At 65.8% G+C, this 23,209-nt stretch carries 25 protein-coding genes; 9 read left to right on the forward strand and 16 right to left on the reverse strand.

All coding sequences use genetic code 11. The features are described from left to right. Positions 1–18: 18 nt before the first annotated feature. Genes YP76_RS01940 through YP76_RS01975 form a run of 8 tightly spaced genes read right to left on the reverse strand, consistent with a single transcriptional unit; the run spans position 19 to position 8,549 of the window. The gene (locus YP76_RS01940) at positions 19–1,812 is read right to left on the reverse strand and encodes a flagellar hook-length control protein FliK (protein WP_046761921.1); all 1,794 of its coding nucleotides are present in this window, start codon (positions 1,810–1,812) and stop codon (positions 19–21) included. Then, positions 1,805–2,230, reverse strand: a complete 426-nt coding sequence (locus YP76_RS01945) for a hypothetical protein (protein ID WP_046761922.1) — start codon at positions 2,228–2,230, stop codon at positions 1,805–1,807. The genes YP76_RS01940 and YP76_RS01945 overlap by 8 nt, the downstream gene beginning before the upstream one ends. Further along, positions 2,227–3,555: a FliI/YscN family ATPase gene (locus YP76_RS01950; RefSeq protein ID WP_046761923.1), complete on the reverse strand. Its 1,329-nt coding sequence runs from the start codon at positions 3,553–3,555 to the stop codon at positions 2,227–2,229. Before YP76_RS01950 ends, YP76_RS01945 begins: the two co-directional genes overlap by 4 nt. Next, positions 3,555–4,181, reverse strand: a complete 627-nt coding sequence (locus YP76_RS01955) for a FliH/SctL family protein (protein ID WP_408640418.1) — start codon at positions 4,179–4,181, stop codon at positions 3,555–3,557. Before YP76_RS01955 ends, YP76_RS01950 begins: the two co-directional genes overlap by 1 nt. Next, the gene (gene fliG, locus YP76_RS01960; RefSeq protein ID WP_046761924.1) at positions 4,174–5,187 is read right to left on the reverse strand and encodes a flagellar motor switch protein FliG; all 1,014 of its coding nucleotides are present in this window, start codon (positions 5,185–5,187) and stop codon (positions 4,174–4,176) included. The genes YP76_RS01955 and fliG overlap by 8 nt, the downstream gene beginning before the upstream one ends. Continuing rightward, the gene (gene fliF / locus YP76_RS01965; RefSeq protein ID WP_046761925.1) at positions 5,180–6,931 is read right to left on the reverse strand and encodes a flagellar basal-body MS-ring/collar protein FliF; all 1,752 of its coding nucleotides are present in this window, start codon (positions 6,929–6,931) and stop codon (positions 5,180–5,182) included. Before fliF ends, fliG begins: the two co-directional genes overlap by 8 nt. Positions 6,932–6,934: 3 nt before the next feature. Beyond that, complete coding sequence (gene fliE, locus YP76_RS01970; RefSeq protein WP_046761926.1) at positions 6,935–7,294, reverse strand: flagellar hook-basal body complex protein FliE; 360 nt, start codon at positions 7,292–7,294, stop codon at positions 6,935–6,937. A gap of 13 nt (positions 7,295–7,307) precedes the next feature. Then, a complete protein-coding gene (locus tag YP76_RS01975) occupies positions 7,308–8,549 on the reverse strand; it encodes a sigma 54-interacting transcriptional regulator (protein ID WP_046761927.1) in 1,242 nt (413 codons plus the stop codon). A gap of 90 nt (positions 8,550–8,639) precedes the next feature. Here YP76_RS01975 and YP76_RS27545 point away from each other — a divergent pair, with 90 nt between their 5' ends. From YP76_RS27545 to mdoH, 4 genes are all read left to right on the forward strand, one after another. Next, positions 8,640–8,855: a hypothetical protein gene (locus YP76_RS27545; protein WP_157035635.1), complete on the forward strand. Its 216-nt coding sequence runs from the start codon at positions 8,640–8,642 to the stop codon at positions 8,853–8,855. Positions 8,856–8,877: 22 nt separating this feature from the next. Further along, positions 8,878–9,711 carry a flagellin N-terminal helical domain-containing protein gene (locus YP76_RS01980; RefSeq protein WP_046761928.1) on the forward strand — a complete coding sequence of 278 codons (834 nt, stop codon included), beginning with the start codon at positions 8,878–8,880 and terminating at the stop codon, positions 9,709–9,711. A gap of 252 nt (positions 9,712–9,963) precedes the next feature. Further along, a complete protein-coding gene (locus YP76_RS01985; RefSeq protein ID WP_046762569.1) occupies positions 9,964–11,448 on the forward strand; it encodes a glucan biosynthesis protein in 1,485 nt (494 codons plus the stop codon). Positions 11,449–11,520: 72 nt separating this feature from the next. Continuing rightward, the gene (gene mdoH / locus YP76_RS01990) at positions 11,521–13,419 is read left to right on the forward strand and encodes a glucans biosynthesis glucosyltransferase MdoH (protein ID WP_046761929.1); all 1,899 of its coding nucleotides are present in this window, start codon (positions 11,521–11,523) and stop codon (positions 13,417–13,419) included. A 63-nt stretch (positions 13,420–13,482) separates the two neighbouring features. On the opposite strand, the gene YP76_RS01995 is transcribed toward mdoH, so the two are convergent. The 8 genes from YP76_RS01995 to YP76_RS02030 all read right to left on the reverse strand — a co-directional run bounded on the left by YP76_RS01995 (position 13,483) and on the right by YP76_RS02030 (position 19,772). After that, a complete protein-coding gene (locus YP76_RS01995) occupies positions 13,483–14,220 on the reverse strand; it encodes a sigma-70 family RNA polymerase sigma factor (protein WP_046761930.1) in 738 nt (245 codons plus the stop codon). A gap of 12 nt (positions 14,221–14,232) precedes the next feature. Then, positions 14,233–16,368, reverse strand: a complete 2,136-nt coding sequence (gene flhA / locus YP76_RS02000) for a flagellar biosynthesis protein FlhA (RefSeq protein ID WP_046761931.1) — start codon at positions 16,366–16,368, stop codon at positions 14,233–14,235. A gap of 9 nt (positions 16,369–16,377) precedes the next feature. Further along, positions 16,378–17,199 carry a lysozyme family protein gene (locus YP76_RS02005; RefSeq protein WP_046761932.1) on the reverse strand — a complete coding sequence of 274 codons (822 nt, stop codon included), beginning with the start codon at positions 17,197–17,199 and terminating at the stop codon, positions 16,378–16,380. Positions 17,200–17,354: 155 nt separating this feature from the next. Further along, on the reverse strand, positions 17,355–17,663 hold the full coding sequence (locus tag YP76_RS02010) for a hypothetical protein (RefSeq protein WP_046761933.1): 309 nt from the start codon (positions 17,661–17,663) through the stop codon (positions 17,355–17,357). Positions 17,664–17,667: 4 nt separating this feature from the next. Continuing rightward, the gene (gene flgM / locus YP76_RS02015) at positions 17,668–17,949 is read right to left on the reverse strand and encodes a flagellar biosynthesis anti-sigma factor FlgM (RefSeq protein ID WP_046761934.1); all 282 of its coding nucleotides are present in this window, start codon (positions 17,947–17,949) and stop codon (positions 17,668–17,670) included. A gap of 46 nt (positions 17,950–17,995) precedes the next feature. Next, the gene (locus YP76_RS02020) at positions 17,996–18,544 is read right to left on the reverse strand and encodes a flagella basal body P-ring formation protein FlgA (RefSeq protein ID WP_046761935.1); all 549 of its coding nucleotides are present in this window, start codon (positions 18,542–18,544) and stop codon (positions 17,996–17,998) included. Between the two features lie 68 nt (positions 18,545–18,612). After that, positions 18,613–19,107, reverse strand: coding sequence for a flagellar motor protein MotB (locus YP76_RS02025; protein ID WP_046761936.1), 495 nt, complete (start codon positions 19,105–19,107; stop codon positions 18,613–18,615). Further along, on the reverse strand, positions 19,104–19,772 hold the full coding sequence (locus YP76_RS02030) for a MotA/TolQ/ExbB proton channel family protein (protein ID WP_046761937.1): 669 nt from the start codon (positions 19,770–19,772) through the stop codon (positions 19,104–19,106). The genes YP76_RS02025 and YP76_RS02030 overlap by 4 nt, the downstream gene beginning before the upstream one ends. Positions 19,773–20,024: 252 nt before the next feature. Here YP76_RS02030 and flgB point away from each other — a divergent pair, with 252 nt between their 5' ends. The 5 genes from flgB to YP76_RS02055 all read left to right on the forward strand — a co-directional run bounded on the left by flgB (position 20,025) and on the right by YP76_RS02055 (position 23,168). Beyond that, the gene (gene flgB / locus YP76_RS02035; protein ID WP_046762570.1) at positions 20,025–20,393 is read left to right on the forward strand and encodes a flagellar basal body rod protein FlgB; all 369 of its coding nucleotides are present in this window, start codon (positions 20,025–20,027) and stop codon (positions 20,391–20,393) included. A 29-nt stretch (positions 20,394–20,422) separates the two neighbouring features. Then, positions 20,423–20,815, forward strand: coding sequence for a flagellar basal body rod protein FlgC (gene flgC, locus YP76_RS02040; protein WP_046761938.1), 393 nt, complete (start codon positions 20,423–20,425; stop codon positions 20,813–20,815). Further along, on the forward strand, positions 20,812–21,468 hold the full coding sequence (locus YP76_RS02045; protein WP_046761939.1) for a flagellar hook assembly protein FlgD: 657 nt from the start codon (positions 20,812–20,814) through the stop codon (positions 21,466–21,468). Before flgC ends, YP76_RS02045 begins: the two co-directional genes overlap by 4 nt. Before the next feature lie 36 nt (positions 21,469–21,504). Then, complete coding sequence (locus YP76_RS02050; protein ID WP_046761940.1) at positions 21,505–22,347, forward strand: flagellar hook-basal body complex protein; 843 nt, start codon at positions 21,505–21,507, stop codon at positions 22,345–22,347. A gap of 77 nt (positions 22,348–22,424) precedes the next feature. Beyond that, a complete protein-coding gene (locus YP76_RS02055; protein ID WP_046761941.1) occupies positions 22,425–23,168 on the forward strand; it encodes a flagellar basal body rod protein FlgF in 744 nt (247 codons plus the stop codon). The last annotated feature ends 41 nt before the right edge of the window (positions 23,169–23,209 follow it).

Below are 23,209 nucleotides of genomic sequence, written 5' to 3' on the forward strand. Positions count from 1 at the left end.
GATCGGGCCCGGTCTCAATCAGGCATAGCGCGCGCGCAGGGAGTCATGGCTCGCCCGGCGCGCATCGTCAGGGTTGAGAACGGCAGGATCGCCGGAATTTTTAGGGGAAAAAGCACCATTTTCCGACGCGCGCCAACGACCCTGCCCCTGTGCTTGCCCGTGCGCCTGCCCTTGGGACTGCGCCATGTTCTGGCCGTTATTCGCCCAGCCATTGGGGGTCTGGGAAGATTGCTGCGAGCCTTGCTGACTCGCGCCGTCCGCCCGCGCGGCTTCGGCGACATGCGGCGCGCGCTCGATCTTCACCTCGGCGATGCGCACCGCGGACAGGCTGGCGTCAAGACGCAACCGATCACTGTCCTGGCGCAGCGCCATTTCGGCGGCCTCGCTGGCGACGGTCAGGCTGACCGCCGCGCCGTCGCTGCCATGACGGATGTCGACCTGCACGGGCCCAAGCTGATCGGCATTGATCTGGAATCGACCCTGTGCCCCATTGGCGGAAAGGCCGGCAATCTCGCGGGCGAGGCCATCGATCCACTGGCCGGAAACCCCCATGTCCACCACCTGCGCGCCCAGGCTGGCGGACAGGTCCACCGTGGGCGGCGCGATGACGGCCGTTTGAACCGCGGGACCGGCGGACGGCTGGGCGAGCGGCGGCACCGACGCAGCATCGGTCGGGACCGGCTGAGCGGTATTGGCCGGGGCCAGTTCCGCCGCAATGCCCGCGCGGCCGCTCTTGACGCGCGCCGCGACCGGTTCCCCGGCGCGGACCGGCATGCCCGGCTGGCGGCCAGCGACCTGATCGCGCACCAGTTGCAGCAGGGCTATGGCTTCGGATTTCACCGGACGGCGCTCACCCTGCGGAGTCACCGGAAGGGAAAGGTCGGCTGACGCCGACGTCGGCGCGGCGGAAATGATCTGTTCGCCAGCCGCGGGCTGCATCAACGCCTCTGCCGGCAGATTCTTGCCGCTATCCGGCTTCACCGCTGCCGCCTCGCCCTGCCGCGCGGATGTCGGCAATGGCTGCGGAGGAGCGGCTTGCGGCATCGGCGTCTGCACGGCTGCGACATCGGGCGAAGGCATGGCCTGGACCCTTTCCTCCGGCTTGTCCTTATCGGTCCGATCGGCATGGTCCCGATCGGCGTCGGCCTTTACCGGCTCATCCGGTCGGGTCGTTACAGGCGTTTCAGGCAAAGTCTCGGCTTGTTCCAGCTTCGCCTCCTTGACCGGGCGGGCTGCCTCGGGCTGCTCACCAGGCAGAATGACGGGCATTTCCTGCGCCTCGCCTGCGCCATTATCGGCAACCGCGGGCACCGGTTCGCCCACCTGCGCGGGCGTTTCCGCGGCGACCTCTTCGACAGGCTCGCCATCTACGGCGGGCGTTGGAAGCGCATCGGCGGGCGCTGCGGGCTCAGCGAGCGCCTCTGTCTTCCTCGCAAGCCCAGGCGGCAGCGGCAGCGTCTCCTTGCGATGGCTCTGCACGGCCCTCAGGGCGTTCGCCAAACCGAAGGGCAAGGGAAGGACCGTTTCGGCCTCTCCCTCTTCGGCCTTGGCGCCATTGAGTCTGGCAGGCGCGAGACCTTCGCCGTCCAATGCCGTGCCTTCGACCGCCGCGGCATCCGCCGCAACGGTCGGCGCGGTCGCTTGCGGAAGCCCCGGCATCTCCGGCGCGGCGTCCATCGTGCCATCCAGCAACTTCGCGAAATCCACCGCCCCCTCCGGCGGAACGGTGCCCGCGCCCTCGGCGGGCATCTGCGTCGAGGCCGACGAAAAGAGCAAGGCCTTGAGGCTGGTCAGCATGTTCACGTCAGACATCTCCTGTCCTCTGCATCCGGCGATAGCGCGGCAGAGCCGCGAGTTTATTCTCCCGCCATTCCTCCAGGTCCGCGCGTGCGCGATCCTTGAGCTTCACGGCGATTTCGCGATCCCGATTGGCCGCGAGGGACAGGCCTTCCTTGGCCTCCACCTTGCGGCGCGCATCGTAGAGCGCACCATCCAGTTGCCGCCCGGCCTGTTCCAACCGCCCGGCAAGTTCCTGCATCGCTGCAAAATTCGCGCCAGTTGCGATGCCCTGCCCCGAAAAAAGATCATTGCGCACATTGCGCAGCCGTTCGACATTGCGGGCGATGCCCTCCGCCTCGTCGCGCGCGCGGGCGGTTTCGGCCACCGCCATGGCATGCTGCACATGGCGGACGCGCAGCACGCGATTGCGGCGGGCGACTTCCCCCTTCATGCGCCGAACTCGGCGATCAGGGCGTTGGCGCTGGTGTCGAGGTCGATGAAGCTCTTCTGATCCTGCCGGATGAAGTCGAGGATTTCCTGCCGCCGCTGCACCGCCTCGTCGATCACCGGATCATTGCCGGGGCGATAGGCGCCCATCAGGATGAGGTCGCGATTTTCCTCATAGGCCGCCCAGAGGCGGCGATAGGCGGCGGCGGCCAGACGATGCTCGTCGGGCACCACATCGGCCATGACGCGCGACAGGGACTTGCCGACATCGATGGCGGGGAAGATCGCCTGCTCGGACAGGTGACGCGACAGCACGAAATGCCCGTCGACAATGGCGCGGGCCGCGTCGACGATCGGATCGTCGGTATCGTCGCCATCCGCCAGCACGGTGTAGAGCGCAGTGATCGAACCGCCACTGCGGCTATCGACGCCGGCACGCTCCACCAGACGCGGGATCAGCGCGAGAGCCGAGGGCGGATAGCCCTTCATCGCGGGCGGCTCGCCCAATGCCAGCCCGATCTCGCGCTGGGCATGGGCGCAGCGGGTCAGGCTGTCGATCAGCAGCAGCACCTTCTTGCCCCGCGCCCGGAAATATTCGGCAATGGCTGTGGCGCGAGCGGCGGCGCGCAGCCGCAGCACCGGCGGATGATCGGCCGGGACGGCAACGACGATGCTCTTGTGCATCGCGCCCTTCAGCTTGGTTTCCAGGAAGTCGCTGACCTCGCGGCCGCGTTCCCCGATCAGGCCCGCGACGACGATATCGGCTTCGGCGCCCTGGATCATCTGGCCCATCAGCACCGACTTGCCGACGCCCGACCCCGCAATGATCGCGATGCGCTGGCCGCGCCCGGCGGTCAGCAGCGCGTTGACGGCCCGAACCCCCAGATCGAAAGGCTCGGTGACGCGCCCCCGGTCGAGCACATTGCCCTTGACCCCGTTGAGCGGCCAGCTTCCGCCCGCGATGATCGGCCCCTTGCGGTCCAGCGGCTGGCCCATGGCGTCGATGACACGACCGATCAGGCCGTCGCCCACCTGCACCTTGGTCGCCTGGCTATCCGGCTCCACCCGCGCGCCATTTTCCAGCGGCGCATCGGCGTCGAGCGGCACCAGCAAAGTCTTGTCGCCGCGAAAGCCCACGACTTCGGCCCGGCAGACCGTCCCGTCCGATGCGATCAGCCGCGCGCCCGCGCCGATGGGACGGCGGAAACCGGTGACTTCCAGCATGCCCGCATCATGGCTGACCAATCGGCCGACATGGCGGGGTGCACGGTTCTGCACCTGCATATGGTCGAACAGCGCCTCCGCCTGGGCCAGCGCGGTGTTGATCATCAGGCCTTACCCTCCATATCGTCGAGCAAGGCGCGCAGCCGCGACAGCCGCACATCCGGCCCATCCTCGACCCAGCCGTCGGCCGTTTCCAGCCGGACGCAGCCGCGCTGCATCCCCCTGTCCGCGACCAGCTTCACCCCGACCGCCTCGCCTTCCAACAGTTCGATATCCTCGGGATGGAGGTGCAGCGCGCTCTTCTCGTCATTGTCCTCGATGAAGGCCGCGACGCTGTCGCAGCGCTGGAGCAGCCGTTCGATATCGATCTCGACCTCGCCGACAATCTGCTCGACCAGCCGGACCACGGTGGCGGACAGCATGGTCGACAACATCCCGCTCGGCGCGGGGGCCAGCATTTCCATCGCTTCGGCCAGCCGCTGGCGCGCCTGCGCATCGGCGGTATTGGCGTCCGCGGTCACCCGGCACCCCTCATCGAACCCCATGGCGAAGGCTTCTATGCGTGCCTGCTCCAGCGGGTCCTCTTCGCTTTCCGGCAGGCTGTCATGCACCGCCTGGCCGGGCAAGGTAGGCGCTTGCACAAACAGGTTGCGGAAGCCTCCGCTCGTCACCTGCCCCATGCCGCCCAGCGGAATGCTGGCGACGTCGGCATTGGCCCAGCCCTTATACAAAGTCGTTCCCCTTGCCGCCCAGCATGATGGTGCCCGCATCGGCCATGCGGCGCGCGGTGGCGATGATCAGCTTCTGCGCGTCGATCACTTCGGCCAAGCGGATCGGCCCGCGTTCCTCGATCTCGTCGGAAATGGCCTGGGCCGCGCGCGCCGACATCGAACCGAAGATCTTGCCCTTCAATATGTCGTTCGCGCCCTTCAGCGCCACGACCAGCACGGCACTGTCGACGGTGCGCATCAACGTGCCCAGATTCTTGTCGTCCATGTCGATCAGATTGTCGAAGACGAACATCTCCTCCTCGATCGTCTGGGCGACCATCTTGTCCCGCTTGGCCAGCGCCTTGATGATGCGCTGTTCATTGTCCTTGCGGACATTGTTCATGATCGCCGCCGCCTCGACCGTGCCGCCGCGCTGCGACGCGCCGCCCTGCTTCTTCGCCATATTGCCGCGCAGCAGGAGCTGCTCCAGGTCGTCCAGCGCCTCGTTCGACACCGGGCCGAGCGTGGCGATGCGGTAGACGATCTCTTCCTGATATTCGGTCGGCAGCAATTGCAGCACATCGGCGGCGATCGGCGCCTCCAGATGGGCGAGCACGATCGCCATGATCTGCGGATGCTCCGCCTCGATCAGCACGGCGATCTCCTTGGCGTCCATCCATTTCAGCATCTCAAGCTGGGTGGAGCGGGTCGGCGGGGTGATGCGGGCCAGCATATTCTCGGCCCGTTCCTCGCCCAGCGCCTTGGTCATCGCGCCGCGGATATGACGGGTCGCCCCATAGCCGATGGTGGTGCGTTTCTTCGCCTTGGTGACGAAATGGTCGAGCGCTTCGTTGACTTCCTCAACCTGCACGTCGGCCACGTCATACATGGCATAGCCAAGCTGGCGGACTTCCTCGGGTTCCAGACGCGAGAGGATCTGCGCGGCTTCATCCTCATCGAACAGCATCAGCAGGACGGCGGCGGCGGCGCTGCCCTTGAGCGCCGTGGCGGTGGCGACGTCAGGCATTTTCCTTCTTCCCTTCCTTCAGAAGGTCGCGGACCACCAGCGCGGCGCGATCGGGGTCCTGCTTCACGAAATTGCGGATCAGGTCGGCGCGCTGGGCGTAGTCATAGGTGGAGGAGATCATGTCGAGCGTGACCGGCGTCGAACCATCGGGGTTCACTGTCGCCTGCCGGGTGATCTCGGTCGAGATTTCCCGGCCGATCTTCTGCCCTTCGGCAGCGACCTGCTCGGCGGCGGCGGCCTGAGCGGCGGCGCGGCGCTTCAGCAGCGGGCGACCGATGCCGAAAATAACCAGCAGCGCGACCAGCAAAGCCGAGACATTGCGCACCAGCGGCGAAACCCACGAAGCTTCATACCAGGGGGTGGCGACTTCCTCCGCCTTGGCGAAGCTGCGCGAGGACAGGGCGACGACGTCGCCACGCGCCTGATCGAAACCGACCGCACCTTTCACCAGAGCCTCCAGCGCAGCGATTTCCTGCGCCGAACGGGGCTTGCCGTCCGCGCCATTGTCCAGCGCGACCGCGACCGAGAGTCGCTTGACCGTGCCGATGGCGTCCTTGGTCACGGAGACCTCGCGGCCCAGTTCGAAGCTGCGATTGAAGGTTTCTTCCGTCTTCATCAGCGGATTGGGCGGCGTGCCCGGCTGGGCGGCGGTCTGCGCGCTCTGCGTGCCTTGAGCGACAGCCTGACCGTTGGGATTGGTCTGGGTCACGGTCGGGTTGACCGGGGCCTGATTGCTGAGCGCGCCCGGAATGCCGCTCGCCTCGCCGCCCGCGCCTTGGCCACGCGGGTCGGACTGCCAACTGCCGGTCTCGGTGCGCAGGCGCGCTTCATCCTGCGGATAGGTTTCGCGGGTCGCCTGCCGCTCGGCGAAGTTGAGTTCGGCATGCACCTCGGTCGAGAATTTGCCGGCTCCCAGGATCGGCGTCAGCAGCGCGATCACCGACTGGCGATAACGATCCTCCATCCTCGTCTGGACGGCCAGTTGCCGATCGTCGGCGGCATTGCTGTCATTATTGCTCAGCAGGCGGCCATTCTGGTCGACGACCGAAATATCCTCCGGATTGAGTTCCGGAATGGACGATGCGACCAGATGCACGATCGCGCTCACCTGCGCATCGGTGAGCGAGCGGCCCGAAGCCAGACGCAGCATCACGGAAGCGGAGGGCTTGGACCGCTCGCGCAGGAACACGCTCGGCGGCTCGACGGCGAGGTGGACCTTGGCGCTCTCCACGCTGTCGATCGCTTCGATGGTGCGGGCCAAGTCCATTTCGCGGGCGGAGCGCAGCTTTTCGCCCTCGACGGCGCGGCTGGCGCCCATGGGCAGGCTGTCGATCATGCTGTTGCCGTCGGGCGCGCTCTTGGGCAGGCCCTGCGCGGCGAGCATCATCTTCGCCTTGAAATAATCGTCCTGTCCGACAGTCATGCTGCCCGAATTGTCGAAATCGTAGCGGATGCCATTCTGGTCCAGCACCTGCGCGACCGCCGACTTGTCGGCATCGGGCAGAGCGCGGAACAGGTCACGCTGCGGCGGTTCGCGCAGAGCCAGCCAGGCCGCGCCAGCCGTCGCGACGACGCCCAGCAGGCCCAGCAGCGGCAGGCTCTTCGCCACCGCCGGCTGCTTGATGAAGCCGGTGAAGCGCGCTTTCAGCGCATCGACGCCCTTCGCGCCGCCCGAAAAGGCGGGGCTGGTGGCCGGGAGAGCGGCAGCGCCGCCAACGGAGGGGGTGAGTGCGTTCTCGCTCATGGATTACACCGGCATGCTCATGATGTCCTTGTAAGCGGACAACAATTTGTTGCGGACCTGAAGGGTGGCTTCGAAGCTGACGGAGGCCTGCTGCTTGGCCAGCATGACCCCGGCAATATCGGTGGTTTCCCCCCGTTCGAACGAGGCGGCTGCTTCACCCGCCTGATTTTGCAGGCCGTTGACTTGGCTTAGCGCCGATTTCAGCGCGTCGGTGAACCCGCCCGGCGCGGTGGCGCCGTTGGTGCCGACCGCGGCGGGACCGCCGGTGTTGCCGGTCTGGGCGACATCGCGCAGCGCGGCGTTTTTCTGGAGGATGGCGTTGCGGATCGCCATCACGCTGTCGGTGGGGGAAATGCCGGTCATGCCCTATCCTCCCTTAAGCGGCCAGCTCGCGCATCTCGGCGAGCCGATAGCGCAGCGTGCGTTCGGAAATGCCCAGCTTGGCGGCGGCCGCAGCGCGGTGGCCGTCGGTCTCGCGCAGCGCGGCGCGGACAGCCTCGAGCTTGCTATTGTGGGCAACGTCACGCAGGCGGATCGGCTCGGCGGTTTCCAGCACCTTGGCCTGCACCACGCGAAGCTTCGGCGCGCCGGAAATGTGCAGATCGTCGGCATCGATCCGGTCGCCGTCCCGCAGCACGACCGCGCGCTGGAGGACATTGCCCAGCTCGCGGGCATTGCCGGGCCAGACATGGGCGGTCAGCTTTTCCAGCGCGTTGGCGGTCGGCCAAATGAATTCAGGCTGGCGCAGCAGCATCGCGGCGGCGATGGCGGCGATGTCGCCCGGACGCTCGGCCAGCGGCCGCAGTTCCAGCGGCATCACGTTGAGGCGCCAGTAAAGATCCTCGCGGAACCGCCCGGCGGCGACTTCGGCGGCCAGGTTGCGGTTGCAGGCCGCGATGATGCGGACATTGACAGGCACCGGATGAGTCGCGCCCACGGGCAGCACTTCGCCTTCCTGCAACGCGCGCAACAGCTTCGCCTGAAGCGCCAGCGGCAGTTCGGCGATCTCGTCGAGGAACAACGTGCCGCCGTCCGCCGCCAGGAACAAACCTTCCGAAGCATTGGCCGCGCCGGTGAAGCTGCCCTTCCTGTGGCCGAAGAGCATGGCTTCCATCATCGTTTCGGGCAGCGCCGCGCAATTGACGGCGATGAAATCGCGCGTCACGCGGCCGGACTGCGCATGAAGGAAGCGCGCCATGCCTTCCTTGCCGGTGCCGGTGTCGCCCTGGATCAATACGGTGGCGTCGCTGCGGGCGACGCGCCCGGCCATCGTCATCAGCCGCGCGCTCGCCGCATCGCCCACGGCGGGCAGCGCCGCAGGACGGGCCAGTTCCGCGATCAGCGCGAAGGCAAAGCCCATATCCTCCAGGCCGAATGCCACGCGAGCAGGCAGGCCGTTGGCGGCGGATACCAGTGAAGGCGCGCCATCGGCCAGATTGATCAATATGTCGCGATGGGTCGCATGGCCGATCTCGGTCGCCAGCAACACGCGGCGGTCGTCACGCTCACGCGGACTTTGCGCCTCCACGATGCGGACTGTGAAGAACGCATTTTCCAGCCAGTGCTGCAGGCCCGGAACAAGCGCGCAGACTCCTCGGCTCACGTCGAGTGATGACATGAACTTGCAACCCCATATTTTGGTAGGATTGTGCCCCCGCACGCCCCTGACCCCTTCGATGAGGTGAAACTGCCCGACTGTGGTTAGCATATGGTTAATGCGGCAAATCTCTTGCCGCAGGCCGGCAATTTTTTTCCGCCGCCACGGAACCTTTCGCCCGCCATTGCGTATAGGCGTCCGCAAAACCCCGCCATTTCCGGGCTTTTACAAGAATCTTCGAAAAAAATCGCGCCAGGCCTAAAAGCTTTTTTCGCCGCGCCGTTATCCCCTTTCGAGGCCGCAAGCAGCCTGATGGCAGCGACCTGATAGTGAACGGAAAGGGATTATCATGACTGTTATCGGAACCAACTCCTCGGCGCTGCGCGCTCAGAACGCTTCGGCCATGGCCAACAAGGCTCTGGGCACCGCGATGGAACGCCTGTCGACCGGCAAGCGCATCAACAGCGCGAAGGACGACGCCGCTGGCCTCGCCATCGCCTCCACCATGACCTCGCAGATCCGTGGCATGACCCAGGGCATCCGCAACGCCAATGACGGCATCTCGCTCGCCCAGACGGCGGAAGGCGCGCTCGGCGAAGTCAGCAACATGCTCCAGCGCATGCGTGAACTGACCGTTCAGGGCCTGAACGGCACCAACGACACCAAGTCGCAGGGCAACATCAAGAATGAAATCGACCAGCTCGCCAAGCAGATCGATTCGGTCCTGAGCAAGACCCAGTTCAACGGCAAGGATCTGTTCTCCGCGACCGCTCCGGCCACGATCAGCGTCCAGGCCGGCGCCGGCGGCACCGACACCGTTGCCATCACCTTGGGTCAGCTCGACCTGTCCGCCGTCGCCACCTCGACCGGCGGCGCGCTGAGCGGCACCGTGGCCGCCCCTGCTTTCGCAGCGGCCGACCTGACCGCCTATGACACGGCGCTGGCGACCGTCGCCACCAAGCGCGCCGATCTTGGCGCGGCGCAGAACCGCCTCGAATCGACGGTCAACAACCTGACGGCCAACGTCACCAACCTGACCGACGCCCGCAGCCGCATCGAAGACGCCGACTTCTCCGCCGAAACGACCGCGCTGGCCAAGCAGCAGATCCTGAGCCAGGCCTCGACCGCGATGCTGGCCCAGGCCAACCAGAGCCAGCAGGGCGTGCTGAAGCTGATCAGCTAAAGCCCAACAAGGGATTGACCGGCTGAGGTCTTGGTCACCTGACAGCCAGTCATGCCGCCCCCGGCACATTAACAGTCCCCACCGTGCCGGGGGTAAACACTTCGATGAAACGACCAGCTTAACGAAGCCTCCGTCCCCCCGGGCGGAGGCTTCATCGCATGTGTCGATCGGCCATTTTCCAGTCGATGCGGGATCGAAACACTTGCTTTGGCGGTTGTCGCACCCATGATGCCCATCATGTCCAAGGCTTCCATGACCCAGATCGATCGCCGCACGATGATCGCCGCCTCCGGCGCAGCGCTGCTGCTTCCCCGCTCCGCGTCCGCCCAGGGTAAGGCGGAAGCCTTTTCCTGGGAGATGGTGATCGCCCGCGCACGGCGGCTGACCCGCGCGCCCTTTGCCGTCACGCCCTTCTTTCCCGGCGCGGACAAGATCGGCTATGACGCCTTCAACCAGGCGCGCTTCCGGGACGAGCGGACGATCTGGAACGATCTGGGCGGCGACACCGGCATCCGCCTTTTCCCGCTGAGCGGCACGGTGCAGCAACCGGTCGAGATCGCGCTGGTGGAAAGGGGACGGGCAACACCGCTGCGCTACGATCCCGACATGTTCGACGCCCCGCCCGGCAATGCGGTGCGCAACCTTGGTCCGGATGCGGGCTTTTCCGGTTTCCGCATCATGAATGCGGCGCGGGACGGCGACTGGCTGTCCTTCCTCGGCGCCACCTATTTCCGCGCCCCTGCCGAAAAGCAGTTCGGCCTGTCGGCCCGGGCCGTCGCGATCAACACCAGCATCGCGGGCAAGGAGGAATTTCCCCGCTTCACCCATTTCTGGCTGGAGCGCACCGGGCGCAGCAGCGTCACCGTCTACGCGCTGATGGACAGCGCTTCGCTGACCGGCGCCTTCCGCTTCGCCAATGAGCTGACGCCGCAGGGCGTGCGGCAGGACGTCGACGCCGTGCTGTTCGCGCGCAAGGCGATCACGGAACTGGGTCTGATGCCGATGACCAGCATGTTCTGGTATGATCAGGCCGACCGGCGCACCCGCACCGACTGGCGCCCGGAAATCCATGACAGCGACATGCTCTCCATCGCCAGCGCCGACGGCACCGCCCATTGCCGCCCGCTGGTCAATCCCTCCGCCCCACGCGTCGATGTCTTTGCCGAACGCAATCCCAGGGGCTTCGGCCTGCTCCAGCGCGACCGCGATTTCGACCATTATCAGGATGACGGCGTCTTCTACGAACGCCGCCCTTCGCTCTGGGCGACCAGCCGCAAGCCGCTGGGCGCCGGGCAGGTCAGGCTCTACGCCTTCCCGACCGACAGCGAATATACCGACAATGTCGCCGCTTACTGGACCCCCGCCGCCCCCACCCGCGCGGGCAGCCGGATCGAGGCGAGCTACCGGCTCGACTGGTCTGCGGCGCGGACGCCCGCCTCGACCGATCTAGCCACGGTCGAGAATATCTGGACCGGGCAATCGGGCGAAGCCGGGGTCGACCGTTTCCTGGTCGATTTCACCGGGGTTCCGGCCAGCACAAGGCCCGACATCTGGGTCGATCTGGCAGGCGGAACGCTGGTCAAAAAGGCGGGCTATCCCGTCCTGCATCAGAAGGACATGTTCCGCATGGTCCTGGATATACGTCGGGACAAGGGCAAGCCGACCGATATCCGCGCTCAACTTCGCGCTGGCAATCGCCCGTTCAGCGAATATGTGCATTACCCGCTCGGCGCCTGAGGGCGGGCAAAAGGGAACCAGCCGGTGATGGGGCGGTTCTTGTGACGGGTTCGAATCCAAAACGGATCAGACATGAAAGCGACGGGTGGCGTGCACAGCGATAAAGCGAGCGGATCGGCGCCGAGCCGGGCGTTCGAACATCTTCCGCCCGAAAGGCGGCTGGCCATGCCTGCGCAGGATTTTGCCGCGACCCCGCGCGACCTGCCGCATCGTCCCTTCAACACCGACCTCTGGGCCCGGCGGATGCTGGTCGTGCTGCTCGCCCTGCTGCCTGCCTCCATGGCAGCGCATGAGATGCGGCGGTCGATTGGCCTGGACGGCATTTCCACCTGGGAGGGGATTTACCTCGCCCTCTTCATCCCACTGTTCGCCTGGATCGCCTTCGGTTTCGCCACCAGCCTGATCGGTTTCCTGCTGCTCACCATGGGCAAGGGGCAGGGGGTGCGCCCCTATCGCGCGCGCGCCATGGCGCCGCTGCGCGGGCGAACCGCCGTTCTGCTGCCGGTCTGCAACGAGGATTTTCAGGGCGTTCTGGGCCGCCTGTCGATCATGGAGCGCTCACTGGCGCAGGTGATGGGCGGGGAACGCTTCGAATTCTTCATCCTGAGCGATTCCAACGCCATCAATGGCGAGATCGAACGCGTCGCCTACTTGAAGATGCGCAAGGGCTTTTCCCGCCCGGTCCATTACCGCCGCCGCGCCCTCAATATCGGCCGCAAGCCCGGTAATATCGCCGAATGGGTCCAACGCTTCGGCGGCGCCTATGATTATATGATCGTGCTGGACGCCGACAGCGTGATGAGCGGCCAGACCATGGCGCGCCTGGCCTCCGACATGGAGCGGCATCCCCATGTCGGCCTGATCCAGACCGTGCCGTCGATCGTCGGCGCCACGACCTTCTTCGCCCGCTGGCAGCAGTTCGCCAGCCGGCTCTTCGGGCCGATCTCCGCCGCCGGGATGATCTGGTGGGCGGGCTCCGAAGGCATGTTCTGGGGCCATAACGCGATCCTGCGCACCCGCGCCTTCGCGCAGAGCTGCGGCCTGCCCGAACTGCCCGGCCGCGCGCCTTTTGGCGGCCATATCATGAGCCATGACATGATCGAGGCCGCGCTGCTGCGCCGCCGCGGCTGGGACGTGCATATCGTCATGGCCGACGACAGTTTCGAGGAATTTCCCCCGTCCCTGCCCGATCTCGCCACCCGCGACCGCCGCTGGTGCCAGGGCAATATCCAGCATGTGCCCCTGCTCTCGAAGATCAAGGGCATGCATCCGGTCAGCAAGTTCCAGTTGTTCGTCGGCGCGTCGGCCTATTGCACTTCGCCGCTCTGGCTGGCGCTGATGCTGGTGGTGCTGGGCGGCGCGGCGGCGGGCGTCTGGCCGCCCAGCGCGATCCTGCCCTCGGGCAGCCTGCTGGCGCTGACCGCCGTGCTGCTGTTCGGGCCGAAGCTGCTGGCGCTGCTCTGGGCACTGGCCGATCCGGCGCGGCGCATCGGCTTTGGCGGCGGCGTGCGCATGGTACGGGGCGTGCTGGCCGACATCGCGCTCTCGATCCTGATGGCGCCGGTCAGCATGTTGACGCAAACCATCAACCTGTTCGGTATCCTGATGGGCCGCAAGAGCAGTTGGAACGGCCAGACCCGCGACCGCGACGGCATGGCGATGCTGCCCGCGATCTGGCTGTTCAAATGGCACATATTGCTGGGTGCGGGGCTGACGCTGCTGGCGGTCAGGTCCGGCACCTCGCTCGGCTGGATCATGCCGGTGGCGGCGGGACTGGTGCTGGCGCCGCTCTTCGCGGCCTTCACCGCGCGCAAGGATTGGGGCAGCCATGTGGCGAAAAGCGGCCTGTTCCAGGTGGCGGAACCCTGGTGGCGGATGCAGAACTACCAGAAGACGCGCTATCGCCAGCTTCAGCTCGACAATGCGCGGCCGCCCTTCGACGCACTGTCCAATGCGGCTAATGATAGCTGAATTGCAAATGACGTGCTCCTGCGAAGGCAGGAACACGACACGCTTGATTGCCCGGTAAGGCGTTCAATCCCAGTCGCGCAGCTTCTCGCGCAACTTGTCCAGCGCCGCCTTCTTGATCTGGCAGACCCGCGCCGCGCCGATATCCAGCGTCGCGCCGATCTCCTCCAGATTGAGTTCCTCGACGAAATAGAGCTGAAGCACCAAGGCCTCACGCTGCGGCAGATCGCCAATGCATTTGGCGAGCGCGACCTTCAGCGATTCCCGCTCCATCACGTCGTCGGCACGGTCCTCGACATCGGCGAACCACATGGACTGGTCGGAATAGACCTCGTCCATGCTCGTATGCTGCACCATCTCACAACTGTCGGCCGCTTCACGATAGGCGGCGGCGTCCAGACCCATTTCCGCCGACATTTCCGCTTCCAGCGGCGCACGGCCCAGCTTCTGTTCCAGCCGGCTGCGAATGCCCGCCATGGTCTTGCGCTGGGCCATGGCCGACCGCGTCACGGTCGCCTGACGGCGCAGATGGTCGATCATCGCCCCACGCACGCGCATCTGCGCATAGGAGGCGAAACCCAGGCCCCGATCCTCGAACCCATTGGCCGCCTCGACCAGCGCGACCATGCCGATCTGAAGCAGGTCCTCGATCTCGATCGCGCTCGATACCCGGCCATGGACATGCCAGGCGATCTTGCGCACCAGCGGCATATATTGGCGCGCCAGCCGTTCGGGCGAATTGGCATGGGCGGACCGGCCATAGGTGTTGGCATCGGAACTGGCGACAACCCTGTTCATGAACATGAGCTTGGCTCCTTATGCGACGCGTTCGCGGCCGGAAACGGAATTGTGCGGCAGCGGATCGTGGCGCGGCACTGGCCGCTGCTCGCCGCCGACCACGGCGACGACTTCCACGCCCTTGCCATCGGGAATTTCGAGGAAAGACAGCACCGGCGTCTCGGGCAGGTGCGGCTTGAACAGGCGGGCCAGCGCCCGGCGCGCGACCGGCGAGGTGACAATGGCGAAGTTACGCGCCTGCCCCAGCAACGGCCGGGCGGCGGTCACCACCGCCTCGATGATGCGGTTGGCCAGCGCCGGTTCGATCGGATGCCGGGCATCGCCTGCAACCCGCATCGCCTGCGCCAGCAGCGCTTCCAGATCGCCGTCCAGCGTGATCACCGGCAACGGCATCTTCACCGGCACCAGCCCCTGGATGATCAGCGACCCGATCCGCTGGCGCACCGCTTCGACCAACTGGTCGAGGTTCATGTCCGGGCGAGCCGCGTCGACCATTGCCTCGCAAATGCGGCGGAAGTCCTTGAGCGGGATACCTTCCGCCAGCAGGGCGCGGCAGAGCGCCGAAATCTGCGTCAGGTTCAGCAGGCCGGGCGTCAGTCCCTCGACCAGTTGCGGCGCGGCATCCTTGAGGTTGTCCAGCAGCTTGCGCGCTTCGTCGAGGCCGAACATCTCGCTGGCGTTCATGGCGATCAACTGATTGAGATGGGTCGCAACCACCGTCGGCGGATCGACCACGGTATAGCCCGCGACCACCGCCTCGCTGCGCTTGTCGGGCGAAATCCAGACCGCATCCAGGCCGAAGGTCGGGTCCTTGGCCTCGCGGCCCGAAACCGTGCCCTCCAGCGCGCCGCTGTCCAGCGCCAACAGATCGTCGGGGAAAATCTCGTCCTCGCCGACGACGACACCGGCAATGGTGATGCGATATTGGTTCGGCTCCAGCGCCAGATTGTCCTTCACGCGGACCATCGGCACGACGAAGCCCAGTTCCTTGGACAATTGACGGCGGATGCCGGTGATGCGGGCCATCAGCGGCGCACCCTTGCGCTCGTCGACCAGAGAAATCAGGCCATAGCCGATCTCCAGCCCCAGCACCGCGCCGTCCGACACGTCATTCCATTCGATCAGCGCCGGATTGGGCGGCGGCGCGACGGGTTCAGGCTCGGCCGCCTTGCGCTGGCTCGACTTGCGGAGCTGCCATGCAATGCCGCCAGCCACAGCCGCGGCCGACAGGATGATCATGTGCGGCATGCCCGGCAGGATGCCCAGGAAAGTCAGGATCGCCGCCACCGGAATCCAGGCCTTGCCCGAACCGAACTGGCTGGTGATCTGGTTCGACAGATCGTCCTCGCTGCCGACGCGGGTGACGATGGCGGCTGCGGCGATGGAGAGCAGCAGCGCCGGAACCTGCGCCACCAGCGCGTCGCCGATCGCCAGGATGATATAGGTCTGAGCGGCTTCCCCGATGCTGAGCTTGTGGCTGACCACGCCCAATATGATGCCGCCGACGATGTTGATCGCCAGGATCAATATGCCCGCGACCGCATCGCCCTTCACGAACTTGCTGGCACCGTCCATCGAGCCGTAGAAATCCGCCTCGGTCGCGACTTCGCGGCGGCGGACCTTGGCTTCCTCGGGCGTCAGCAGGCCCGCATTCAGATCGGCGTCGATCGCCATCTGCTTGCCCGGCAGGGCGTCCAGGGTGAAGCGCGCGCTGACTTCCGACACGCGGCCCGCGCCCTTGGTGATGACGACCAGGTTGATGATCATCAGGATCGCGAAGACGAAGATGCCGACGACATAGTCGCCGCCGATCAGGAAATGACCGAACGCCTCGATGACATGACCCGCCGAATCAGTGCCTTCATGGCCGTTCACCAGCACCACGCGGGTAGAGGCGACGTTCAGCGCCAAACGCAGCAGGGTGGCGAACAGCAGCACCGTCGGAAAGCTGGAAAAATCCAGCGGCTTGGCCGCGTTCAGCGCCACCATCAACACCGCCAGCGAGATCATGATGTTGGTGATGAAGCCCACGTCCAGCATGAACGCAGGCACCGGCACCATCATGAACAGCACGACCATCAGCGTCGCAATGGGCAGCACCGCGCCCTTGGCGGTGCTCATCCAGATCTTCGCTTTGACTTGGGCAGGAGTCATCTTTGGCCGTTACCTTCCGAGGGTGGCGAGCATGAGATAGGCGAGACGCGCCGTCTGCGGTTCCGGCCGGACGGTGACGTCGGCGGCGGTCGCAAGGCGCTGGGTTTCGATCCGCACATAATCGGCGGGCTGCACGGTCTTCGCGCCAGAGGGCAGCGAAGCGTCGGCATATTGGATGTCGCCGGTCCCGACCGAATCGAAGCCCTTCTGGAGCTTCGCGGCAAAGCGGTCGCGGATTTCGGCAAAGCTGCGGGGATTGCCCTGCTTGTCGTAGAAGATCGAACGGTTGGCCCGCGCCGCCGCCGGGAACATCGAAGCCGCGGCCGCATTGGGCGCAGCCTCCTCCATCGACAGGAACTTGCTCGCCCCGCCGACGCCCAGGAAATGGGCCATGTAAAGGTCGACCGGCTCGGCCTCGCGGCCCAGCCGCTGTTCCAGAGTGGCCTTGTTGTCGGCGGCATGTTCGGCGGCCATCACCGAAGCGGTCTCGGGATGCTTGCGCAGGTCCAGTATCTGCTGGCGCAAATCGGGGTCGGACACATAATAGCGGCCGTTGCTGCCCCGGCTGATCGCGTCGGCGGCCCAGCCCAGGCCATATTCGCTGCCATGCTGGTCGATGACGGCCAGCCAGCTCTGGTCGACGAACTGGTACAGCCCGGTCGCGGAGGATGTCGTCGCGCGGGCGGTGGGATTGAGGCTGCTCTCGATCTTGGCCTGGCCGAGCAGATAGGCGAAGTCCACGCCTGTCCGCCGGCTGGCCATGGCGATCGCGTTGGTCACGCGATTGCCCGCCGAAGCGCCTGTTGCTGATATGTCTGCGAAAGCCGACACTGATGACATCATCCCCGTTGGTACCGGGGGTCATTAGAGCAAGGCTTGTGCCAAGATTTGGTTAACGCGCGCTCATAATTCGATTTTCCTCATGCGCCCCGACGCAAAAAAGGCGCCCGCAGGCGCCTTCATAAATACCGGAAAACAGGGAGTTTTCAGCGCCCGTAGACCAGAGGCGCGGTTTCCGCCCCCTGTGCCGCCAGAATGGCCAGCCGCTGATTCGCATGATCCGCGAGCAGGTTGGTGCGAATCCGCGCCGATTCCATGAACGGCACCAGCGCCTTCAGCCGATCCCTCACCGCATCGTCCGACCGCCAGACGCCAATGGCGCGGACCGCGGCAGCGGCCTTCGCGATGCGGCCTGTCGCCGATTCGATCGCCGCCGGGTCGGTGCCGTCGAGAACCCCGCGCAGCTCCTCGAAAGCGGCGGTCAGTTCATCCAGCGCTGCCAGACCAAGCGGCATGGGCTCAACCGGCCGTGGGCAGGTCGAGCGCGATCATGCGCTCCGCAATGGCGGAGGCATCGACCGGATAATTGCCTGACGCGATCGCTGCCTTGATCGCGGCCACGCGGTCCATATCGACCGGCGCGCCCTCCGCCGCCATGCGGGCAGCGGGGCTGGCCGAACTGGCCGAGGAGGAGGCCGTGGCGCTCGAACCGGTCGCCGACGACGCACGCGTCTTGCCGCCTTCCTTCAGGCGGGTCGCCTCGATGGCGGCGCTGATATTCTGGCCGACAGACTTAATCATGGTCTCATTCCTTCACTCGTCCCGCACAGCCTATATACGGACGGGTTCAAAAATTATTAAATCCCGGAATACGAACTATTCCCATTTCCACGACCTGCGCCAGAATCGGCGCTGATTTCTTGTCCTCGCGCACGCGGATCGTCTGCCCCACCGCGCCATCCTCATCCGCGACCATCATGCGGGACACGCTGAAAGCCGCGTTCCCGGCCATGAGTTGCACCGGATCGCCCTTCTTGACGATGGCTTCCCTAGGCACGGCCCGCGCCGCAGGCGCATAGCGCGCCACCGGCCCCGAAGCCGCCGCAGCGCCCCCCGCGACCAAAGGCACGCGAATCCGCCAGCCCAGCGCATCGCACTTCACAATCGCCGCGCCGAACACCGGCCCGTCGACGCTGGGCGTCGTGGGGCAGGCGGCCAGCCGCAACCGCCGGTCGACCGGCGCCATCGGCCCGCCCGGCTCGCCCATATTGGCGCCGACCGTCATCGCGACCAGACTGTCGACGCGGTCCAGATTCTCGAACTTCTGCTGCGCCAATGCGGGATCGGAAGCCGATACGGACAGCGCCAGAAGGAGGATCTTGGGCAATAAGTTCACGGTATCTCTCCGATGAAGCGGACAGGATTAACCATGAGATACGCAATTATCGTGCCAGATAGCGCCGATCAGCGCGTCGCTTCACCGGCCACGATGCGCAGCATCTGCCCCTTGCCGCTTTCTCCATCAAGCTGGTCCAGCCCGCGTATCGCCAGCCGGTCCCGGCCCACGCCCGCATCCTTCAGCGCCCGCGCCACCGCGCCCAGTCGCGCCGCCGCCAGATCCCATCCATCGAACCGCTGCCGCCCGGAATCGCTCCCCCGGCTACTCACTTCCAGCCGCTCGCGGCCCTTGGCGAAACGCGCGCCCAGCGCCTTCAGCCGCGCGTCACCCGCGGGCGTCAGCATCGCCTCACCCGGCTGGAACAGCTCGGCCGCGCGGATTTCCGTCGCCTGCGCCGCGGCCCGCCCGCCAAATTGCGCGCGCACCTGCGCCAGCATCGCGTCCTTGCGCTGTCCGCTCGCCTGCAACATCACGAAAAAACCGAGCAGCAGCAGCAGCAGATCGGCAAAGCTGATCGCCCAGCGGCTGCGCCGGGCGCTGGAGGCGGTCGCGGCGCTCATGCGACCTCGCGGATCGAGGCGCGGCGCAGCGGCACATTCTCCCGCCGCGCAATCGCCGCCATGCGATCGGCCACCTCCTTCTGCCAGGCCAGTTCCCGTTCGGAAAGGTCGGCCAGCCGCGCCGCCACCGGCGCGGCAAGCAGATTGGCGATCACCACGCCGTAAAAGGTGGTGAGCAGCGCCAGCGCCATGGACGGCCCCAGCGATGCCGGATCGTTCATCCCCGCGAACATGCCGACCAGACCGATGATCGTCCCCGCCATGCCCAGCGCGGGCGCGGCATCGGCGACCGACAGCCAGACCTTGCAGGCGCCGCCATGGCGCTCGGCCCGGTCGGCCAGCGTCTGCGCCGCCCACAGTTCGAACTGTTCGGGCTTCTCGCTATTGGCCAGCTTGCGCGCCGCCTCGGTCAGGAAGGGATTGGCGGTCTTCACCCGGTCGGTGCAGGCCAGGCCGCGCAGTTGCGCCACCTGGTCGATCTTCAGCATCGCCGCCCGCGCCGCCGCCCGGTCCTTGGCCGGATCGGCACGCAATAAGGGGCCAAGGGCCGCAAAGCCCCGCCCCATGGCGCGCCAGCCATTCTGGAACAGCACCACCGCGCCGATCCCCGCCAGCATCGCCAGCAATGTCAGGGGATCGAAGAGATGCGCCATTATTCCGATCATCGTTCAAGTCCCCATCGATCCCGGCAAAGCCCTGCCACCGACCGGCAAATTTTTGCCGCCCTTGCCGCCGCACCCCCGCAATCCCGCTGATTTCCGCCGTTTCCCGCCTGCCGATGCGTCACCCACGCAAATTGGCACGGCTCTTGCGAATATCAGGCTGGATCACCCGCAGTTCACGCCGTCAGGCCTCAGAACGGCGGATGAAGCGGAACTTTTAGGCCCCTCGGGGCAAAAAAGATGGAAGACGGAAAAATGTCGCTGGAAGACGGATTGTTCGGGATACATGGAAAGGCGCTGGCGCTTCGCTCGCAGCGGCTGTCCCTGCTCGCGTCCAACATCGCGAACGCCTCGACCCCCGGCTACAAGGCGCGCGACATCGATTTCGAGTCCGCGCTGAAGGAAGCCACCACCCGGCAGGGCAAATCCGCCGCCGACGTGTCCCAGGCCGTCGATGACTCGATGGGCTATCGCGTGCCGTTGCAACCCAGCCTCGACGGCAACACCGTCGAACTCAGCACCGAACAGACGCTGTTCGCGGAAAACGCCGTCAAATATCGCACGACCCTCTCCTTTCTGGAGGGCCGCATCAACACCGTCACCCGCGCCTTGAAGGGAGAATGAGCATGAGCGGTTCTTCAAGCTCTGGCCCCATGAACGTCTTCGACATTGCCGGCCGCGCCATGAGCGCGCAGCTCGTGCGGCTAAACGCCACCGCCTCCAACATGGCGAATGCCGGCAATGTCACCGGCAGCGCGGCGGAAGCTTATCGCGCGATCAAGCCGGTGTTCCAGTCGGTCACCGACAGCCCCGGCGTCTCGACCGTCAAGGTCCAGAATGTCGTCACCACCAATGCGCAGCCCACCAAGCGCCACGATCCCAACCATCCGCTGGCCGACAAGAATGGCGATGTCTGGGAAGCCGCCGTGGATAGCAGCGCGGAGCTGGTCGACATGATCGAGACCGCCCGCATGTACCAGAACAATGTGCAGGTGCTCAACACCGCCAAATCCCTGATGATGGAAACCATAAGGATCGGCAAATGACGACCACGACCGCCACCGACGGCGCGGGCCTGTCCGTCTATAACCCCTATGCCAATGTCGGCACGGGCAAGTCGGAAATGGGCCAGGCGGATTTCCTGCGCCTGCTGACCGCGCAGATGCAGACGCAGGACCCGTTCGAACCGATGGATAACGCCCAGATGGTCTCGCAGATGGCGACCATCACCAACAGCAGCGGCATCGCGGAAATGAACCAGACGCTGAAGAATCTGGCGTCGCAGATGACCGGATCGCGCCTTGGCGACGCGGCGAGCTGGATCGGCAAGTCGATGCTGATCCAGAGCAATATCGCTGCCCCCGACGCGGCGGGCCAATATATGGGTCAGGTGAGCTTCGCCGATGCGACCAGCGGCGCTTCGGTCGATCTGGTCGACGGCAACGGCAATGTCGTCAAGACGATCAAGCTGGGCGACCAGCCCAAGGGCGACATCAACTTTTTCTGGGACGGCAAGGATGAGGCGGGCAACACCGTCGCTACCGACGCGCTGAAGATCAAGGTCAACGGCGCAAACCCCAGCCGCGTCGCAAGCTGGGCCACCATCGCCGCCGTCCAGTCACCCGCCGACGGCAGCGCGTCCAAGCTCATCACCGCGCTCGGCACCTATTCGCCGTCGGACGCCATTTCCCTCGCCTGATTCAAACGAAATCCTTTTCACCCAAGGAGCAACGCCATGTCCTTCTACATCTCGCTTTCGGGCCTCAAGGCCGCCCAGACCGACCTGTCGACCACGGCGAACAATGTCGCCAACGTCAATTCGACCGCCTTCAAGAAAAGCAAGGCCGTGTTCGGCGATATCTTCGCCGCCGCGCCGATGCAGACCACGACGCAGGTCGCGGGCCAGGGCGTGCGCACCCAGGGCATCAGCCAGCAGTTCACGCAGGGCACGATCGAAACCACCGACAAGACGCTGGACCTCGCCATCACCGGCGAAGGCTTCTTCACGGTGAAGCGCAGCGCCGACGACCAGATCGGCTACACCCGCAACGGCGCCTTCTCGGTCGAGGAGAGTCGCTATGTCGTCGACACCACTGGCGCCCGGCTCCAGGTGGTTCCGCTCGATCCCACCACCGGCGTTCCGACGGCGACGGGCACCTTGACCCCGGCCTCGCTCACCGATCTCAAAATCCCCACCAACTGGCCCGACGGCGGCACCGGCAACCAGCTGACCAGCGTGGGCGTGTCGGAAGAAGGCAAGATCACCGGCGTCTACGCCGACGGTTCCACCGTCTATCTGGGCGCCACCGCGATCGCCGCCTTCAACAGCCAGGAAGGGCTGCGCCAGAGCGGCGACGCCCACTGGACCGCCACCAACGCCAGCGGCGCGCCGATGCTGGGCACCGGCAATAGCGGCCTGTTCGGCTCGGTTCGTTCGGGCGCGCTGGAACGGTCCAACGTCGACATCACCGAAGAGCTGGTGAACCTCATCTCCGCCCAGCGCAACTTCCAGGCGAACTCGAAGGCGATCGAAGCGGCCAACACGCTGTCGACCACCATCGTCAACATGCGGACCTAAATTGACGGATCAATCCGCCATCCCCGCGAAAGTGGGGATGGCGGAAGATTATCACCCGCAGGAAACAGGACACTCCCATGGACCGGCTCGTCAACACGGCACTCACCGCGATGCGCGGCGCGATGGCGCGGCAGGCGGCGATCTCCAACAATCTGGCGAACGTCAACACCACCGGCTTTCGCGCGGAAATCGCCAATGCCGAGACGCGCTGGATCAAGGGCGACACGTTCGACACGCGGGCGCAAGCTTCGGAACAGGTGATCGCCGCCGACATGGCGCAAGGCGCGGTCACGCAGACCGGCAATCCGCTGGACGTGGCCATGAACGGCGATGCGATGCTCGCCGTTCAGGCCGCGGACGGCAGCGAAGCCTATACGCGCCGGGGCGACCTTAAGGTCACCGACAGCGGCCTGCTCACCACCGGCGACGGCCTGCCCGTCCTGGGTGAAGGCGGCCCCATCACCCTGCCGCAGATGGACAGCGTCTCCATCGCCAAGGACGGCAGCATCTGGGGCGTGCCGCAGGGCGGCGACCCCGCCAATCCGCAGCAGATCGACAAGCTGAAACTGGTGAACCCCGTCGGCTCCAGTATCGCCAAGGGCACGGACGGCCTGTTCCGCGAAGTGAATGGCGGCGTCCTGCCGGACGATCCGATCGCCACCGTGACTGGCGGCGCGCTGGAGGGATCGAACGTCAACGCCACCTCGGCCCTCGTCCAGATGATCGAGGCCAGCCGCGCCTGGGAAACCCAGGTCAAGATGATCGACACCGCCAAGCAGCTCGACGATGGCGGCGCGTCGCTGATGAAGCTGGATGGTTAATTTTGGCACACCTCTTGCTTTGAAGCCCGCATGACCATGTG

Source organism: Sphingobium chungbukense, from assembly GCF_001005725.1.
GTDB lineage: Bacteria > Pseudomonadota > Alphaproteobacteria > Sphingomonadales > Sphingomonadaceae > Sphingobium > Sphingobium chungbukense.